The following is a 16,363-nucleotide window of genomic DNA, read 5'->3' as shown; positions in this document are numbered from 1 at the left end:
GGATGAAGAAGCATGTCTTTCTTATGAAGGGCATGCTTCTTTTTTTGCCTCATTTGTTTATTTTTCTTTCCTTGACCATATGTAAAACCGATATTGGTGTTTCATTTTTGGCAAAAAAGGATATCCTATGACTAGTCATTTTTGTCGGTAACTCTTGCATTTTTTTGTAATACACTATATAGTAGAGGTAAGGTCAAATATAGTCAAAGTCAACTTTGATTGTTAAGGAGGAGGGTAGAGTGCCAAATATTTCTGATATCATTGAGCAATATTTAAAACAGGTATTAAATATGAGCGACGAAGACATTGTCGAGATTAAACGCAGTGAAATTGCTAATAAATTTCAGTGCGTTCCATCACAAATTAATTATGTGATCAATACAAGGTTTACGCTCGAGAGAGGGTATATTGTCGAAAGCAAACGTGGAGGCGGCGGCTATATCCGCATTATGAAAGTGAAAACGAAAAGCGAGGCGCAATTAATCGATCAATTGTTGGAATTAGTCGGACACCGCATCAGCCAATCCAATGCAGAAGATATCATTGAACGCCTTGTCGAGGAAAAAGTCATTTCTGAGCGGGAAGCAAAGATTATGTTAAGCGTGATGGATCGCTCTGTTTTATATATCGATTTGCCGCAGCGGGATGAGCTGCGGGCGCGCATGCTCAAAGCGATGTTAACATCGCTGAAATACAAATAGGGGAGGGGACCGCGTTGATATGTCAAGAGTGTAAACAAAGACCAGCGACGATGCATTTTACGAAAATTATCAACGGCGAAAAAACCGAATTTCATCTTTGTGAACAATGCGCGAAAGAGCATGGCGATATGTTTATGTTTTACGAAAACGATGATTTTTCTTTAAACAATCTATTAGCCGGATTGCTTAATTTCCAAACGCCGATGAAAGAAATGACCACCAATACGTTCTCAGGCCCGGATATTTTACAATGTGAAACATGTAAAATGACCTATCATCAATTCACCCAAATCGGGCGTTTTGGCTGCTCCGACTGTTATCGGACATTTGCGCGATATTTGCCCCCAATATTAAAAAGACTTCATAGCGGAAATACGACCCATTCCGGGAAAATACCGAAACGAAAAGGCGGAGTGCTTCATCTGCGCAAACAAATCTTCGTCCTAAAACAAAAGCTGCAGGAACTTGTAGCGAGAGAGGAATTTGAAAAGGCGGCAGAAGTCCGCGACCAAATTCGTTCTTTGGAATATCAGCTGCGTCAGCGTGGAGAGGGGGAAATGTAGCGGTATGTCATTTGAAAAGTTTTTTAATACGGCCGTTAGTTCTTGGATGAGCCAGGAAGGTCCTGATTCCGATATCGTGTTAAGCAGCCGTATCCGTTTGGCACGAAACATCGTTGACTTCCGTTTCCCAACCGTGTTTAGCAGCGAGGAGGCACAACAAATTGTTTCCCTATTCGAACAGACATTTGCCCATCGCTCTTATCATTCGGTCGGACGTTTTGAATTGTTAAAAATGTCAGAGCTTCAGCCGATTGAAAAAAGGGTATTAGTAGAAAAACATCTAATTAGCCCACATTTGGCAGAAGATTCGCCATTCGGTGCTTGCCTGCTATCGGAAAATGAAGAAGTGAGTATTATGATTAACGAAGAAGACCATATTCGCATTCAATGCTTATTTCCAGGGTTGCAATTAACCGAAGCATTGGAAGCAGCGAATGAGCTGGATGATTGGATTGAAGAGCATGTGAATTATGCCTTCGATGAAAAACTCGGCTATTTAACAAGCTGCCCAACCAACGTTGGGACAGGGATGCGCGCCTCTGTGATGATGCACCTTCCTGCCCTCGTTTTAACACAGCAAATCAACCGCATTATTCCAGCTATTAATCAATTGGGGTTGGTAGTACGCGGAACATACGGAGAAGGAAGTGAGGCTTTAGGTAATATATTTCAAATATCAAACCAAATTACATTAGGAAAATCAGAGGAAGATATTGTCGAAGATTTACAAAGCATCGTTAAGCAATTAATCGCCCAAGAGCGAATGGCAAGGGAGGCATTAGTCAAAACTTTAAACATAAAATTAGAAGACAGAGTATTCCGCTCGTATGGAATATTGGCCAACTGTCGGATGATTGAATCGAAAGAAGCGGCGCAGTGTTTGTCCGACGTGCGTTTAGGAATTGATTTAGGATACATTAAAAATATTTCGCGCAATATTTTAAATGAGCTAATGATTTTGACGCAGCCTGGGTTTTTGCAACAATACGCCGGCGGTGCGCTGAGACCAGAGGAGAGGGATGTTCGTCGAGCGGCATTAATACGGGAACGTCTAAAAATGGAAGAGAGAAAAAATATGGAGGGTGATGAATAATGATGTTTGGCAGATTTACGGAACGGGCGCAAAAAGTATTAGCGCTAGCCCAAGAAGAAGCGATACGCCTGGGCCATAACAATATTGGCACGGAACATATTTTGTTAGGGCTGATCCGCGAAGGGGAAGGAATCGCAGCGAAAGCATTAATGGCGTTGGGACTTGGGCCGGAAAAAATTCAAAAAGAAGTGGAGTCGCTGATTGGTCGCGGACAAGAAGTTTCCCATACGATTCACTATACACCGCGGGCGAAAAAGGTTATTGAATTATCCATGGACGAAGCGAGAAAACTTGGCCATTCCTATGTGGGCACCGAACATATTTTGCTTGGTCTTATTCGCGAAGGCGAAGGGGTGGCGGCCCGTGTACTTAACAACTTGGGAGTCAGCTTGAATAAAGCGCGCCAGCAAGTATTGCAGCTGCTCGGAAGCAACGAATCGGTTTCGGGCCATTCAGGAAGCGGTGCTTCCCATGTCAGCACGCCGACATTAGACAGCTTGGCCCGCGATTTAACGGCGATTGCCCGCGAAGGTCGATTGGACCCTGTTATTGGCCGAAGCAAAGAAATTCAGCGCGTAATTGAAGTGTTAAGCCGGCGCACGAAAAATAACCCGGTGTTGATCGGGGAGCCTGGTGTAGGGAAAACGGCAATTGCTGAAGGGCTTGCGCAGCAAATTGTCAACAATGAAGTGCCGGAAACGCTCCGCGATAAGCGGGTGATGACGCTGGATATGGGAACGGTCGTAGCCGGTACGAAATATCGCGGCGAGTTTGAAGATCGTTTGAAAAAAGTGATGGATGAAATTCGTCAGGCGGGGAATATCATTCTGTTCATTGACGAGCTTCATACTTTGATTGGCGCCGGCGGAGCAGAAGGCGCGATCGACGCATCGAACATTTTAAAACCGGCTCTTGCTCGCGGGGAGCTGCAATGTATCGGTGCGACGACATTGGATGAATACCGCAAATATATTGAAAAGGATGCAGCACTAGAACGCCGCTTCCAGCCGATTTATGTTGACGAGCCAACGGTGGAAGAATCGATTCAAATTTTAAAAGGGCTGCGTGACCGTTATGAAGCGCATCACCGTGTTTCTATTTCCGATGAAGCGATTATTCAAGCGGTCAAATTATCCGACCGGTATATTACAGATCGTTTTCTCCCGGATAAAGCGATTGACTTAATTGATGAAGCTTGCTCAAAAGTCCGTCTTCGTTCCTTTACCGCTCCGCCGAAATTAAAAGAACTGGAACAAAAACTGGAGGAAATCCGGAAAGAAAAAGATGCTGCAGTACAAAGCCAAGAATTTGAAAAAGCGGCTTCCTTGCGTGATATGGAGCAACGGCTGCGTGAAGAACTAGAAGAAACAAAACGGGCATGGAAGGAAAAGCAAGGCCAAGAAAATTCGGAAGTAACGGTCGAGGACATTGCCATGGTCGTATCGAGCTGGACAGGAATCCCAGTTTCAAAATTGGCGCAAACAGAAACCGAGCGCTTGCTGAAACTAGAAGAAATTTTACATTCGCGTGTCGTTGGGCAAGACGAGGCCGTCAAAGCCGTAGCAAAAGCAGTGCGCCGCGCCCGTGCTGGATTAAAAGATCCAAAACGTCCAATCGGCTCATTTATTTTCCTTGGACCGACTGGGGTTGGAAAAACGGAGCTGGCCCGAGCGCTTGCTGAAGCGATGTTCGGCGATGAAGACGCTCTTATCCGCATCGATATGTCGGAATACATGGAGAAACACTCGACGTCCCGTTTAATCGGATCGCCTCCTGGTTATGTCGGATATGAAGAAGGCGGCCAGCTGACCGAAAAAGTGCGCCGCAAGCCGTATTCGGTCGTATTGCTGGATGAAATGGAAAAAGCCCATCCGGACGTATTTAACATTTTGCTGCAAGTGCTAGAAGACGGTCGTTTAACCGATTCGAAAGGAAGAACGGTAGATTTCCGTAATACGATTATCATCATGACGTCGAACGTCGGCGCGGACGCGTTGAAACGGAATAAATACGTCGGCTTTAGCGTCCAAGATGAAGATCAGAAGTACAAAGACATGAAAGGAAAAGTCATGGATGAGTTAAAGAAAGCGTTCCGTCCGGAGTTTTTAAACCGAATTGATGAAATTATCGTCTTCCATTCGCTCGAAAAACAACATTTAAAACAAATTGTCAGACTGATGGCAGACACATTAATCAAACGCTTAAAAGAGCAAGATATTGATTTAGAGCTGACGGATGCGGCGATTGAAAAAATTGCCTCGGAAGGATATGACCCAGAGTATGGTGCTCGCCCACTGCGCCGCGCTCTACAAAAACATATCGAAGACCGTTTGTCGGAAGAGCTGTTAAAAGGAACGATTGCAAAAGGACAAAAAGTCATTGTCGATGTTAAAGACGGAGAATTCGTTGTATTATCAGAACAAGCGGTAATGTAATCAAAGTTTTTGCGAAAGGTATGCGGCAGCTCCATTGCCCATACCTTTTTGTTTCAATGTAAAAAAAGAGAGGGTTTTTTCGATGGGGAAAAAGAAAACGAAATTTGTTTGTCAAGAATGCGGCTATGAATCAGCGAAATGGCTTGGAAGATGTCCGGGATGCAACACTTGGAATTCGCTGGTCGAAGAAATAGAGCGAGTAAAGCCGGCAACAAGAGGAGTGTTTGTCCATTCTGCATCTGATGCCTTGGCTAAACCGGTGCCGATTACTACCGTAACGACCACGCAGGAGCCGCGCATGCAAACGAATATGTCCGAATTTAACCGCGTATTAGGCGGAGGAATTGTAAAAGGTTCGCTCGTGTTAATCGGCGGGGATCCTGGTATTGGAAAGTCAACGCTTTTGTTGCAAGTTTCTGCGCAGCTTGCTGCGATGCAGCATAAAGTATTGTATATATCAGGCGAAGAATCGATTAAGCAAATGAAGCTGCGCGCTGACCGCCTCCATGTGGTCTCCGATCAATTGTATGTGTTAGCGGAGGCAGATTTGGAATATATTGTAGAAGCAATAGAAAATATTCACCCTGCTTGTGTGGTCATTGACTCTATTCAAACCGTGTATCGCGCTGATATTACATCTGCTCCGGGAAGTGTGGCGCAAGTGCGCGAATGCACGGCAGAATTAATGAAAATCGCGAAAACGAAAGGAATCGCTGTTTTTATCGTCGGGCATGTGACGAAAGAGGGTGCCATTGCCGGTCCGCGAATTTTAGAGCATATGGTTGATACTGTTCTTTATTTCGAAGGGGAGCGGCATCATACGTATCGCATTTTGCGGGCGGTAAAAAACCGGTTTGGTTCTACCAATGAAATTGGCATTTTCGAAATGAGGGATGTAGGGCTTGCCGAAGTCGAAAATCCTTCAGAGGTGTTTTTGGAAGAACGCTCCCGCGGTGCGGCGGGTTCAACGGTTGTCGCGGCGATGGAAGGAACTCGTCCTGTATTAGTCGAAATTCAAGCGTTAGTATCGCCAACGAGCTTTGGCAATCCGCGGCGGATGGCAACCGGTATTGACCATAACCGTGTTTCTTTGTTGATGGCGGTATTAGAGAAGCGGGTAGGTCTGCTTTTGCAAAATCAAGATGCCTATTTGAAAGTGGCAGGAGGAGTCAAATTGGATGAACCAGCGATTGATTTGGCGATCGCCGTCAGCATTGCCTCCAGCTTTCGCGACCAGCCGACGAATCCGTCTGATGTGATTATCGGCGAGGTCGGTTTAACCGGGGAAGTGCGCCGCGTGTCCCGCATCGAACAGCGCGTGCAAGAGGCCGTCAAATTAGGCTTTTCTCGTATTATTATTCCAAAAAACAACTTAACGGGCTGGAATCCTCCTAAGCATATAACGGTCATTGGTGTATCCCACGTTTCCGAGGCGCTCGAGCATACGTTGCAGTAAAATCGTTACAAACCTATGCCAAATGTTTAAAAAACATTAAAAACTATGCTATTATTGGTTTCAAACATTGGAAACTGTTTATAATGTTAAATAGGGAGGTGAAGATCCAGACATGGTAAAGCGGATCGTGCAGCTATTTTTTCTTGTTGTCGGAGGAACATTAGGTGCTGTTTTTTTGCCTGATTTATTGCGGATCATGCATATAAGCACTGTCCCGCTCTTAAATAATTCCTATACATTGGCAATATTAGGGGCAATTATTTTCTTTATGTTGACATTTTGGCTAGTCGATTATGTAGTTGATATGATTCGTTGGATGGAAGAATCGCTCGTTAAAGTGCCTGTTGCCGATTTATTGTTTGGCAGTTTAGGGCTTATTTTTGGCCTTATTATCGCATTTTTAGTTGTCATGCCGCTGCAATCGTTTCACATTCAAGTTGTCAATACGGTTCTGCCAATCTTTTTGACGATTTTGCTCGGTTATTTAGGATTCCGCGTTGGTTTTAGCAAACGGCATGAATTAATGAACTTATTTTCTCTTTCTAACCGAATGGCGAAGAGAAAAAGTGGAGAAGGAGAGGCAGAGCAGCCAAAGGGCGGTTCAGTGAAAATTTTAGATACAAGCGTCATTATTGACGGTCGGATTGCAGACATTTGTCAAACTGGTTTTTTAGAAGGACCCATTGTCATTCCGCGCTTTGTGCTGGAAGAATTGCAACATATTGCCGATTCTTCCGATGTGTTGAAACGCAACCGCGGCCGCCGCGGGCTGGACATTTTAAATCGCATCCAAAAAGAATTGGATATAAAAGTAGAAATTTATGAAGGCGATTTTGATGATATTCAGGAAGTCGACAGCAAGCTGGTGAAGTTAGCAAAATTGTTATCAGGAGTTGTCGTTACGAACGATTTTAATTTAAATAAAGTATGTGAGCTGCAAAATGTGCGTGTTCTTAATATTAACGATTTAGCCAATGCGGTGAAACCGGTTGTTCTGCCTGGGGAAGAATTAAACGTCCATGTCATCAAAGATGGCAAAGAGCATAATCAAGGAGTAGCGTATTTAGATGATGGCACGATGATCGTCGTCGAGGATGGAAAAGAGTACATTGGCAAACGGGTTGACGTATTGGTGACGAGCGTGTTACAAACATCTGCAGGGAGAATGATTTTTGCCAAGCTAAAACTGTTGCAAAAAGCACTTTAAACAAATGAATAGGGGAAACGGCAATGAAGTATGAGGTAGTCATTCCAGCAGCTGGGCAAGGAAAGCGAATGAGAGCGGGAGTGAATAAACAGTTCATTGAGCTTCGTCATGAACCGTTGATCGTGCGCACATTGAAAGTGTTTGACAGCGATGAATGGTGCGACGGCATTATTGTGGTGATTAACGAAGCGGAAAGAACCCGATTTGAACAATTATTTTCCCGCTTTCATCTCAACAAAATTATCGCAGTGGTCAACGGCGGCAAAGAGCGGCAGCATAGCGTGTACAATGGGCTGAAAGCGCTCAAAAACAGCAATATTGTCCTTATTCACGATGGCGCCCGTCCATTCGTTACCGTGGAGCACATTCATGAATTAGTAACAGCAGCAAATGAGTATGGCGCAGCGGTTCCGGCGGTTCGCGTCAAAGATACGATCAAGAAAGTCCACGGACAGTTTGTGAAAGAGACGATGGAACGTTCTAGCTTGTGGGCTGTACAAACTCCACAAGCTTTTCATGTTTCTCTCATTTTACAGGCACATGAGCAAGCAAAAAAGGAAGGTTATATCGGCACGGACGATGCCAGCCTCGTCGAGCGAATCGGCGGAAAAGTAAAGATTGTGGAAGGCGATTACCGCAATATTAAATTAACGACACCGGATGACCTATTGTTTGCGGAAGCGATTTTATCGAGCCGCGCCAGTTTATAACGGGAGGGGGAACGACATGTTTCGCATTGGTCAAGGATTTGATGTGCATCAGTTTGTTCATGGTCGTCCTTTAATTATAGGTGGCGTTCGCATTCCCTACGAAAAAGGGCTGCTTGGCCATTCCGACGCCGACGTATTGCTGCATGCGGTTGCAGACGCTTGTCTAGGGGCGATCGGCGCCGGCGACATCGGGAAGCATTTCCCGGACACGGACAACCGTTTTAAAGACGCGGATTCCGCGTTATTATTAAAACATGTATGGGAGCTAGTCAAACAGCAAGGATACGTGCTTGTGAACGTCGATTGCACGATTATTGCGCAAAAGCCGAAAATGGCGCCATATATTGAACAAATGAAAGAGAAAATTGCCGAATTGTTAGAAGGAGAACCATCACAAGTCAATGTAAAAGCCACAACGACGGAAAAGCTGGGCTTTACCGGCCGGGAAGAAGGAATTGCTGCGCAGGCAGTCGTATTATTGCAAAAACGGTAAGCTTCTGCGATGGACTGTATCGCGGAAAACAATCTATTTTGAACTCTGCCGCGATAAAATGTACAATAGTGGTACAAGCTTGATTATATTGGAGGTTATCAACAATGGCACAAGAAGTACGAGTGCGCTATGCACCAAGTCCAACCGGCCATTTGCATATTGGCGGGGCGCGGACAGCTTTGTTTAACTATTTATTTGCCCGTCATCATAACGGAAAATTTATTGTACGCATTGAGGATACGGATATTGAACGCAACGTAGAAGGCGGCGAACAATCGCAGCTGGAAAATTTAAAATGGCTCGGTATTGATTATGATGAATCCGTCGATAAAGACGGAGGATATGGTCCGTATCGCCAAACAGAACGTCTTGATATATACCGTAAATATGTTGATGAACTTTTAGAAAAAGGATACGCCTATAAATGTTTCTGTACGCCGGAAGAGCTCGAAAAAGAGCGGGAAGCACAAAGAGCAGCAGGCATCGCGGCGCCGCAATATAGCGGAAAATGCCGCCATTTAACGAAAGAACAAGTTGCCAAATTGGAAGCGGAAGGAAAGCCATATACGATCCGCATCAAAGTTCCTGAAGGAAAGACATATGAATTTGAAGATATGGTGCGCGGAAAAGTGACGTTTGAATCGAAAGATATTGGCGATTGGGTTATTATGAAAGCGAACGGCATCCCGACATACAATTTCGCCGTTGTCATCGATGATCATTTAATGAAAATCACACATGTGTTCCGCGGCGAAGAGCACTTATCGAACACGCCGAAACAGCTGATGGTGTACGACTATTTCGGCTGGGAGCCGCCGCAATTTGCCCATCTAACCTTGATCGTAAATGAGCAGCGCAAAAAGCTTTCGAAACGCGACGAGTCGATTATTCAATTTGTCTCGCAGTATAAGGAGCTTGGCTATCTTCCGGAAGCGATGTTCAACTTTTTTGCGCTGTTAGGCTGGTCGCCGGAAGGAGAAGAAGAAATTTTCTCGAAAGAAGAACTAATCCGTATTTTTGATGTTTCCCGATTGTCCAAATCGCCGTCGATGTTCGATACGAAAAAGCTGACATGGATGAATAACCAATATATTAAAAAGCTAGATTTAGACCGGCTGGTGGAAATTTCTTTGCCGCATTTAATTAAAGCAGGGCGCCTGCCGGAGCAAATGAGCGAAGAACAGCGGCAATGGGCGCGCGATTTAATTGCCCTATATCAAGAGCAAATGAGTTACGGAGCAGAAATTGTAGAGCTATCGGAGCTGTTCTTTAAAGAAGAGATTGAGTATAATGAAGAGGCAAAACAAGTGTTGGCGGAAGAACAAGTTCCGGATGTATTGAAAGCATTTTTAGAAGAAGTGAAGCAACTCGAGCCATTTACGGCGGACAATATTAAAGCGGCGATTAAATCCGTGCAAAAGTCGACAGGACAAAAAGGGAAAAAATTGTTTATGCCAATCCGCGTCGCCGTAACCGGGCAAACTCACGGTCCGGAATTGCCGTTTGCGCTCCAATTACTAGGAAAAGAAAAAGTGATCAGCCGATTAGAAAAAGTTATTCATTAACCATTTTTGTACGCTTTTCATATAGTTAAGTAAAAATGAAAATATGGAAAAAGCGTTGATGAGGAGAAGTAGGAAACATTGGCATTCCAGAGAGAATCACCTTGGCTGGAAGTGATTCATGACCGATGTTTTCCGAAATGCCCCTCGGAGCCTCCTTTCGAACCGGAACAGGGACGTTCTGTAGTAGATGGGAGCGGAGTTTCTCCGTTATCAGACTAGAGCGGGCTAAACGATCGTTTAGCTAAACAGAGTGGAACCGCGCGCAGAGCGTCTCTGTGTCTTTGGCACAGAGGCGCTTTTTTCTAATGAAAAAACAAAACCGTTATCGATATAATGCAAATTATTGAATAATGGTGGAGGGAGGACTATATGTTTAAAACACTAAAAGAAGATATTGAAGTGATTTTTGAGCAAGACCCGGCGGCAAGAAGCTATTTAGAGGTGATTTTAACGTATTCCGGTTTGCATGCGATTTGGGCGCATCGCATTGCTCATGCGTTGTACAAACGTAAATTTTATTTTCTCGCCCGTTTGATTTCGCAAATCAGCCGCTTTTTTACCGGTATTGAAATTCATCCGGGAGCGAAAATCGGCCGTCGCTTTTTCATCGACCATGGCATGGGAGTGGTTATTGGCGAAACGTGTGAAATTGGCGATAATGTAACTGTATACCAAGGCGTAACATTAGGCGGGACCGGGAAAGAGAAAGGGAAGCGCCATCCGACGATCAAAGATAACTGCTTAATTGCGGCAGGAGCAAAAGTGCTTGGATCGATTACGATCGGGGAAAACTCGAAAATAGGCGCTGGTTCGGTCGTCTTAAAAGACGTGCCGCCAAACTCGACCGTTGTCGGGATTCCGGGACGGGTGGTTGTCCGTGACGGGGTGAGAGTGAAAAAAGACTTAAACCATACAGACTTGCCAGATCCAGTGGCTGATCGCATTAAAGAGCTGGAAGCGGAAATTGCCAAATTGCGCAGCGAAATCGAGAGCTTAAAACAGGAAAGGAAGAGCGAACATGAGCAGCATTCGGCTTTATAATACGCTAACAAGAAAAAAAGAAACGTTTGAACCGCTCGAACCAAATAAGGTGAAAATGTATGTATGCGGTCCGACGGTATATAACTATATTCATATCGGCAACGCCCGCGCCGCGATCGTATTTGATACCATTCGACGCTACTTAGAGTTCCGCGGCTATGAAGTGACATATGTATCCAATTTTACCGATGTCGATGACAAATTAATTAAAGCAGCGCGGGAGCTAGGGGAAGATGTACCGACGATTGCCGAGCGGTTTATTCAAGCATATTTTGAAGATATTACCGCACTCGGCTGCAAAAAAGCGGATGTGCATCCGCGCGTCACCGAAAATATCGATGTCATTATTGCGTTTATTCAAGCGCTAATCGATAAAGGGTATGCATATGAAGTCGACGGCGATGTGTATTATCGCACAAGAAAATTTGCGGAGTACGGAAAACTTTCTCACCAGTCCATTGACGAACTAAGAGCGGGAGCGCGCATCGAAATCGGGGAAAAGAAAGACGACCCGCTTGACTTTGCTTTATGGAAAGCGGCAAAAGAAGGGGAAATTTGCTGGGACAGCCCGTGGGGAAAAGGCCGTCCGGGATGGCATATCGAATGCTCAGCCATGGCGCGCAAATATTTAGGAGATACGATTGATATTCATGCTGGCGGCCAGGATTTGACATTTCCTCATCATGAAAATGAGATCGCCCAATCGGAAGCATTAACGGGAAAACCGTTTGCAAAATATTGGCTGCATAACGGATATTTAAATATTAACAATGAAAAAATGTCAAAATCGCTTGGCAACTTCGTGCTCGTTCATGATATTATCCAGCAAATCGATCCACAAGTGCTACGGTTCTTTATGCTTTCGGTTCATTACCGCCATCCGATCAACTATAGCGACGAGCTGTTAGAAAGCGCGAAAAAAGGATTAGAACGGTTAAAAACATCCTATTTTAACTTAAAACATCGATTGCAAAGCAGCACCAATTTAACTGATGACGACGAGCAATGGCTTGAGCGGATTTACGAGCAGCATGAGGCGTTTATCCGCGAAATGGACGACGATTTTAATACAGCTAATGGAATCGCCGTGTTATTTGAGCTGGCGAAACAAGCGAATTTATATTTGCATGAGAAAAATACATCGGAACGCGTCATTCATGCGTTTTTACGCGAGTTCGAACAGCTGCTCGATGTGCTTGGCATTACGCTGCAAGAGGAAGAATTATTAGATGAGGAAATTGAAGAGCTTATCAAAAAGCGGAATGAAGCAAGAAAAAACCGCAATTTTGCCTTAGCCGATCAAATTCGTGATCAATTAAAAGCGAAAAACATTATTTTAGAAGATACGCCGCAAGGAACAAGATGGAAAAGAGGATAAAAGGGATGAGCTTGCTACAGCCGATCAAAGATGTAAAACAGCTAAATGGATTAGCGCTTGCCTACATCGGTGATGCCGTCTACGAAGTATATGTACGGCATCACCTTCTTGCCAATGGCAGCGTGAAACCGCACCAGCTTCATCGCCAAGCCATTCAATATGTATCAGCCAAAGCGCAGGCTAAAGTGTTACTAGCTTTATTGGAAAAAGAATTATTAACGGAAGAGGAACGGGCTATTGTACGCCGGGGGAGAAACGCCAAATCCGGCACGATTCCGAAAAATACGGACGTGCAGACGTACCGGTATAGCACGGCGTTTGAAGCATTGATTGGCTATCATTTTTTAGGGAAAAATGAAAAGCGGGTAGAAGAGCTAATTCGTTGTTCATTTGCGATTATTGAAAGTAAGGAAAGGACGTTGTAACGATGGATTTTATTATTGGGAGAAATCCAGTGATGGAAGCGTTGAAGTCGCAGCGGGAAATCAATAAAATTTGGATCGCAGAAGGGGTGCAGCGCCACTCTGTGCAGCCGATTATTCAGCTTGCAAAACAAAATGGTGTGCTTGTGCAATACGTTCCGAAAAAAAAGCTCGATCAAATGGTAGAAGGGACACACCAAGGAGTGGTGGCTCAAGTTGCAGCATACCGTTACTACGAAATCGACGATTTATTCGCCCGGGCATCGGAAAAAAGCGAACCGCCGTTTTTTCTTATTCTCGATGAACTAGAAGATCCGCATAATTTAGGATCCATTATGCGAACGGCTGATGCGGTAGGGGCGCATGGCATTATTATTCCGAAGCGGCGTTCTGTCGGCTTGACGGCGACGGTAGCGAAAGCTTCCACAGGCGCTATCGAGCATATTCCCGTTGCTAGAGTGACAAATCTAGCGAGAACGATCGACGAATTAAAAGAGCGTGGGGTGTGGATTGTCGGGACTGATGCGAAAGCAAAAGACGACTACCGCTCCTTTGACGGAACAATGCCATTGGCTCTGGTAATTGGCAGTGAAGGAAAAGGAATCAGCAGACTTGTTTTAGAAAAATGCGATTTTCTCCTTTGTCTGCCGATGAGAGGGCATGTGACATCATTGAATGCTTCCGTCGCTGCAAGCATTCTCATGTATGAGGTGTACCGCAAGCGATATCCGTTAGGAGAATAAATGATGAATATTTTAATTGTTGATGGCTATAACATTATCGGTGCTTGGCCGGAACTCCGCGAACTAAAAGAGGAAGATGACCTTGCCACGGCAAGGGATTCGCTGATTGACAAAATGGCGGAGTATCAAGCATTTACAGGAGACCGAGTCATTATTGTTTTTGATGCACACCTCGTACAAGGGAATGAGAAAAAATATAAAAACCATCAAGTCGAAGTAATATTTACGAAAGAACATGAAACGGCGGACGAGCGCATTGAACGGTTGGCTAAAAGCTTAATCAATGTACGAACGAAGGTGTATGTTGCTACGTCGGATTATACGGAGCAATGGACGATTTTTAGTCAAGGAGCGCTGCGAAAGTCAGCCCGTGAGCTTTTAGCAGAAATGGAGACGATCGAAAAAGATATTTCCAAAAAACTGCAACACATGCAGCAACAAACCCCGATGTCCAAAGTCCCGTTAACCGAAGAAGTTGCTAAAATTTTCGAAAAATGGCGAAGAGGTCAAAAGTGAGTGGTTGACGCTGTAAAAATTTGTACTGTATAATAAATTCTAGCGATTTATGCGGTCGGGGGGATCAGCGTGGGTCAATGCTTCAAGGAAAAAATGTACAGTGATTACAAAAACATGGAAGATGAACGGTTAGTAGAGTTGGTACATCAAGGGGATGGGGATGCGCTAGATTTTTTAATTCATAAATACCAAAATTTCGTACGTGCTAAAGCCCGCTCTTATTTTTTAGTCGGCGCTGATCGGGAAGATATTGTTCAAGAAGGGATGATCGGCCTGTACAAGGCGGTTCGCGATTTTAAGGGGGACAAGCTCTCCTCTTTTAAAGCGTTTGCAGAACTTTGCATCACAAGGCAGATGATTACGGCTATTAAAACGGCAACAAGGCAAAAACATATTCCGTTGAATTCATACGTTTCCTTAGATAAGCCTATCTATGATGATGAATCAGACCGAACGTTGATGGATGTCATTTCCGGCACAAGAGCGACGGATCCGGAAGAGCTTATTGTCAATCGCGAAAAAGTAGACGATATTGAGGTCAAAATGGCAGAACTTCTTAGCGATTTAGAGAGAAAAGTGCTTGCTTTGTATTTAGATGGACGTTCGTACCAAGAAATTTCTGAAGAATTGAACCGCCATGTCAAATCGATTGATAACGCTCTTCAGCGTGTAAAAAGAAAGCTGGAAAAATATTTGGAGTACCGCGAAATCAGCCTTTAAGGACGTCTAGCATAAAGGCAAAAAATCTGCCGTTGACAGTGAAATGAGGGTGTGGTAAATTTTTATGGACATCCTTATAGAACGGTGGGACACCCATGCGAAAAAAAGTGATTTTAGCTTGCAGTAAATGCGGCAGCCGAAATTATGTAACGATGAAAAGAATAAGCCATGCAGCGGAACGCTTTGAAGCGAATAAATTTTGTAAAATTTGCAACATGCATACGCTCCACCGTGAAACGAAGTAGCGCTATGTGAGCAGTTTTTCAAGTCTGTTGGAGGTTACTAATCATGCAGCGAATCGTAAACTTTTTTAAAGAAGTAGCACGAGAAATGAAAAAAGTAAGTTGGCCAAACCGGAAGGAATTAGTTAATTATACCGCTATTGTATTAGCTACCGTTACGTTTTTTACGGTGTTTTTTGCCGTTATTGATTTAGGTATTTCCGAATTAATTCGTTTTGTTTTTGAATAAGTCTGCTGCCGATATGATATAATGAAAGATAATAATGTGAGCGTCTGACCCGGTAACGGGTTTTTGTTTTGCTTAAAAAAGGAAATGAAACCGATTTGGGGAGGGAAAGGACAGTTAAGTCCTAATCAATGGAAAAAAATTGGTATGTGATTCATACGTATTCCGGTTATGAAAATAAAGTAAAGGCCAATTTAGAAAAACGCGTCGAATCCATGGGTATGCAGGATAAAATATTTCGCGTTGTCGTTCCCGAAGAAACAGAAACAGATGTGAAAAACGGCAAAAGAAAAACGACGAAAAAGAAAGTATTTCCAGGCTATGTACTAGTGGAAATGGTGATGACCGATGATTCTTGGTATGTGGTGCGCAATACTCCTGGGGTAACGGGATTTGTCGGTTCAAGCGGGGCTGGCTCTAAACCAACCCCATTGATGGAAGAAGAAGTGAAAATGATTTTAAAACGGATGGGCATGCCATTGACAGACATCGATATAGATTATGAACTAAATGAAACGGTAAGGGTAAAAGAAGGTCCTTTTACTAACTTTACTGGTAAAATAGAAGCGATCGATGTGGATAAACGAAAAGTGAAAGTGCTTGTGAATATGTTTGGCCGTGAAACACCGGTGGAGTTGGAATTTTCGCAGATTGAAAAAATATGATGGAAAAGAACTTGCAATCAAAATCGAAAAGTGATAATATTTTAAAGTCAGTATGTCTCGTAGGCCGAGACAAATATATTTCTGTACAGGCAATGAACTTATACAAGTGTATAAGGGAGCACTGTGATTTTTTAACACGCAGATCCTCTCAACCGAAACGGGAGATATGGAAAAAGGCTATATGACA

At 44.0% G+C, this 16,363-nt stretch carries 18 protein-coding genes and 1 other annotated feature; all 18 genes read left to right on the top strand.

Features of this window, described 5'->3' with window-relative positions; translation table 11 throughout:
- Positions 1-239 precede the first annotated feature (239 nt).
- The 18 genes from GCA01S_RS11635 to nusG all read left to right on the top strand — a co-directional run bounded on the left by GCA01S_RS11635 (position 240) and on the right by nusG (position 16,176).
- Positions 240-701, top strand: coding sequence for a CtsR family transcriptional regulator (locus tag GCA01S_RS11635; RefSeq protein ID WP_017434048.1), 462 nt, complete (start codon positions 240-242; stop codon positions 699-701).
- Between the two features lie 14 nt (positions 702-715).
- A complete protein-coding gene (locus GCA01S_RS11630) occupies positions 716-1,264 on the top strand; it encodes a UvrB/UvrC motif-containing protein (RefSeq protein WP_017434047.1) in 549 nt (182 codons plus the stop codon).
- A gap of 4 nt (positions 1,265-1,268) precedes the next feature.
- On the top strand, positions 1,269-2,357 hold the full coding sequence (locus GCA01S_RS11625) for a protein arginine kinase (RefSeq protein ID WP_017434046.1): 1,089 nt from the start codon (positions 1,269-1,271) through the stop codon (positions 2,355-2,357).
- Positions 2,357-4,792, top strand: coding sequence for an ATP-dependent protease ATP-binding subunit ClpC (clpC, locus tag GCA01S_RS11620; protein ID WP_017434045.1), 2,436 nt, complete (start codon positions 2,357-2,359; stop codon positions 4,790-4,792). Before GCA01S_RS11625 ends, clpC begins: the two co-directional genes overlap by 1 nt.
- Positions 4,793-4,874: 82 nt before the next feature.
- Positions 4,875-6,248, top strand: a complete 1,374-nt coding sequence (radA, locus tag GCA01S_RS11615) for a DNA repair protein RadA (RefSeq protein ID WP_017434044.1) — start codon at positions 4,875-4,877, stop codon at positions 6,246-6,248.
- A gap of 112 nt (positions 6,249-6,360) precedes the next feature.
- Positions 6,361-7,455 (top strand): PIN/TRAM domain-containing protein, encoded by a 1,095-nt coding sequence (locus GCA01S_RS11610; RefSeq protein WP_042410146.1) that lies wholly within the window; start codon positions 6,361-6,363, stop codon positions 7,453-7,455.
- A gap of 23 nt (positions 7,456-7,478) precedes the next feature.
- Complete coding sequence (gene ispD, locus GCA01S_RS11605) at positions 7,479-8,165, top strand: 2-C-methyl-D-erythritol 4-phosphate cytidylyltransferase (RefSeq protein ID WP_042410144.1); 687 nt, start codon at positions 7,479-7,481, stop codon at positions 8,163-8,165.
- A gap of 16 nt (positions 8,166-8,181) precedes the next feature.
- Entirely contained in the window at positions 8,182-8,658 is a 477-nt protein-coding gene (gene ispF / locus GCA01S_RS11600) for a 2-C-methyl-D-erythritol 2,4-cyclodiphosphate synthase (protein WP_042410141.1), read from the top strand.
- A 104-nt stretch (positions 8,659-8,762) separates the two neighbouring features.
- Positions 8,763-10,223 (top strand): glutamate--tRNA ligase, encoded by a 1,461-nt coding sequence (gene gltX, locus GCA01S_RS11595; RefSeq protein ID WP_042410139.1) that lies wholly within the window; start codon positions 8,763-8,765, stop codon positions 10,221-10,223.
- A 46-nt stretch (positions 10,224-10,269) separates the two neighbouring features.
- Positions 10,270-10,501, top strand: a binding site (T-box leader).
- Between the two features lie 91 nt (positions 10,502-10,592).
- Entirely contained in the window at positions 10,593-11,264 is a 672-nt protein-coding gene (gene cysE / locus GCA01S_RS11590; RefSeq protein WP_017434039.1) for a serine O-acetyltransferase, read from the top strand.
- Entirely contained in the window at positions 11,242-12,642 is a 1,401-nt protein-coding gene (cysS, locus tag GCA01S_RS11585) for a cysteine--tRNA ligase (protein ID WP_017434038.1), read from the top strand. The genes cysE and cysS overlap by 23 nt, the downstream gene beginning before the upstream one ends.
- 5 nt (positions 12,643-12,647) lie before the next feature.
- Positions 12,648-13,067: a Mini-ribonuclease 3 gene (locus GCA01S_RS11580; protein WP_017434037.1), complete on the top strand. Its 420-nt coding sequence runs from the start codon at positions 12,648-12,650 to the stop codon at positions 13,065-13,067.
- Between the two features lie 2 nt (positions 13,068-13,069).
- Complete coding sequence (gene rlmB / locus GCA01S_RS11575) at positions 13,070-13,807, top strand: 23S rRNA (guanosine(2251)-2'-O)-methyltransferase RlmB (RefSeq protein WP_042410136.1); 738 nt, start codon at positions 13,070-13,072, stop codon at positions 13,805-13,807.
- Positions 13,808-13,810: 3 nt separating this feature from the next.
- Entirely contained in the window at positions 13,811-14,323 is a 513-nt protein-coding gene (locus GCA01S_RS11570; RefSeq protein ID WP_042410149.1) for an NYN domain-containing protein, read from the top strand.
- A gap of 93 nt (positions 14,324-14,416) precedes the next feature.
- Entirely contained in the window at positions 14,417-15,043 is a 627-nt protein-coding gene (sigH, locus tag GCA01S_RS11565) for an RNA polymerase sporulation sigma factor SigH (RefSeq protein ID WP_100225052.1), read from the top strand.
- A 95-nt stretch (positions 15,044-15,138) separates the two neighbouring features.
- Positions 15,139-15,288 carry a 50S ribosomal protein L33 gene (gene rpmG, locus GCA01S_RS11560; protein ID WP_042410133.1) on the top strand — a complete coding sequence of 50 codons (150 nt, stop codon included), beginning with the start codon at positions 15,139-15,141 and terminating at the stop codon, positions 15,286-15,288.
- A 43-nt stretch (positions 15,289-15,331) separates the two neighbouring features.
- Complete coding sequence (secE, locus tag GCA01S_RS11555) at positions 15,332-15,514, top strand: preprotein translocase subunit SecE (protein ID WP_017434032.1); 183 nt, start codon at positions 15,332-15,334, stop codon at positions 15,512-15,514.
- A 128-nt stretch (positions 15,515-15,642) separates the two neighbouring features.
- Complete coding sequence (gene nusG, locus GCA01S_RS11550) at positions 15,643-16,176, top strand: transcription termination/antitermination protein NusG (RefSeq protein WP_017434031.1); 534 nt, start codon at positions 15,643-15,645, stop codon at positions 16,174-16,176.
- Positions 16,177-16,363: the final 187 nt, after the last annotated feature.

The organism is Parageobacillus caldoxylosilyticus NBRC 107762 (genome assembly GCF_000632715.1).
Taxonomy (GTDB): domain Bacteria; phylum Bacillota; class Bacilli; order Bacillales; family Anoxybacillaceae; genus Saccharococcus; species Saccharococcus caldoxylosilyticus.
Note: the sequence above shows the minus strand (reverse complement) of the source record. Positions and strands in the feature narration are given on the sequence as shown.